Here is a 1,649-nt window from a genome sequence, read left to right as displayed (position 1 = left end):
GTGAGCGCGCCCGCCGGCCAGATGTTCCACTTCCAGATGCGCGTCATGACGACGAACAGCAGCGTCGTCGTTACCAGCATGTTGCCCGTCACCGAGATGCCGTAGGCCGAGGCAAGTCTGCTGGACGCGCCGAAGCCGACCACCAGCAGCATCACCACAAGCGCCAGCAGCATGTTGACGCGCGGCATGTAAACTTGCCCGGACTGTTTCTCCGACGTGTGCAGGATTTCGAGACGCGGCAGCATGTTGAGTTGCACAGCCTGCCTGGCTAGCGAATAGGCGCCGGAGATCACCGCCTGGCTGGCAATCACGGTCGCCGCCGTCGCCAGCGCCACCATGGGGATGAGGGCCCAGCCCTCGTTCATCTCGAAGAACGGATGGCCGACGGTGCCACCCTTGGCAAGCACGTAGGCACCCTGCCCGGCATAATTCAAAAGCAGGCACGGAAATACGATCGCCAGCCACGCCAGCACGATCGGCTTGCGGCCGAAATGGCCAAGGTCGGCATAGAGCGCCTCGGCGCCGGTGACCGCCAGGAACACCGCGCCGATGGTCACGAAGGAAACGTCGGGTGAATTGATCAGGAAGGCGACAATGTAGTGCGGGCTGATCGCCCACAGAATCTCGGGGTCGTCGATAATATGATTGAGGCCGGAAAGGCCGATGGCCAGGAACCATAGCGCGGTGACCGGACCGAATACGAGGCCGACGCCGCCCGTGCCGAACCGCTGCACGGCAAACAGCATGGCAAGGACGAGCAGTGTCAGCGGCACGACATAGGGCTGGAAGGTAGGTGTTACGACCTCCAGACCTTCGACCGCCGAAAGCACCGAGATAGCGGGCGTGATCACCGCGTCGCCGAAGAACAGCGACGCCCCGATGATGCCGATGCCGAGGATGATAGCCGAGCGCGTGGGGAAACTGCCGCGCACCAGCGCCATCAGCGAGAGCACGCCGCCTTCACCGCGGTTGTCAGCGCGCAGCACGAACATGATGTATTTTATCGTGACCGTGATAGTCAGCGACCAGATGATCAGCGACAGCACGCCAAGGATGTCGCCACGGGTGGCCACATCGCCGCCGGACGAAGCATGCAATGCCTCGCGCAACGCGTAGATCGGGCTGGTCCCGATATCGCCATAGACCACACCGAGCGCGCCAAGCATCAGCATCTTGGTGCTGTGCTGCTCGACTTCAGTATGGCTCGATTGGTCGACGGGTTCTGCCTCACTACCACTATTGGTAAGGGCCATAAACGACACTCCGATAAACGCGCGGTGCTCTACGCTTGCTGCGATGCAATATCAAGTGCCGCAACGTGATGGCTCCCATGCCTGTCACGCTCAGCTCCCGGAGCTACCATCCACAGGCCTTCAAGAAACGTCCCACCGTGCGGGCCATGCCATACTCCAGGGCATCGGCTGTCAACCCATGTCCGATCGATACTTCGGCCAATGCCGGGATACGCTTGGCAAGCGCCGGCAGATTGTCCACGGTCAGATCGTGCCCGGCATTGACCTGAAGCCCTGCCGCGAAAGCCGCGTCGGCGGTTTTTCCCAGTTTTTCCAATTCTTTCGCGGCCTTGGCGGAATCGGAATGGCAACTGCCATACGGGCCGGTGTAGAGCTCGATCCGGTCCGCGCCGGTAT

2 protein-coding genes are annotated in these 1,649 nt (G+C 61.7%); both read right to left on the bottom strand.

Going from position 1 to position 1,649, the window contains the following annotated elements; all coding sequences use genetic code 11:
• On the bottom strand, positions 1-1,253 hold a 1,253-nt coding region (locus EOA29_RS35685; protein ID WP_127222341.1), incomplete at its 3' end, for a KUP/HAK/KT family potassium transporter.
• A gap of 103 nt (positions 1,254-1,356) precedes the next feature.
• Positions 1,357-1,649 (bottom strand): pyridoxine 5'-phosphate synthase (locus EOA29_RS35680; RefSeq protein WP_189479101.1); only part of this gene is annotated, 293 nt, incomplete at its 5' end.

Source organism: Mesorhizobium sp. M1E.F.Ca.ET.063.01.1.1, from assembly GCF_003998155.1.
Classification (GTDB): domain Bacteria; phylum Pseudomonadota; class Alphaproteobacteria; order Rhizobiales; family Rhizobiaceae; genus Mesorhizobium.
Note: the sequence above shows the minus strand (reverse complement) of the source record. Positions and strands in the feature narration are given on the sequence as shown.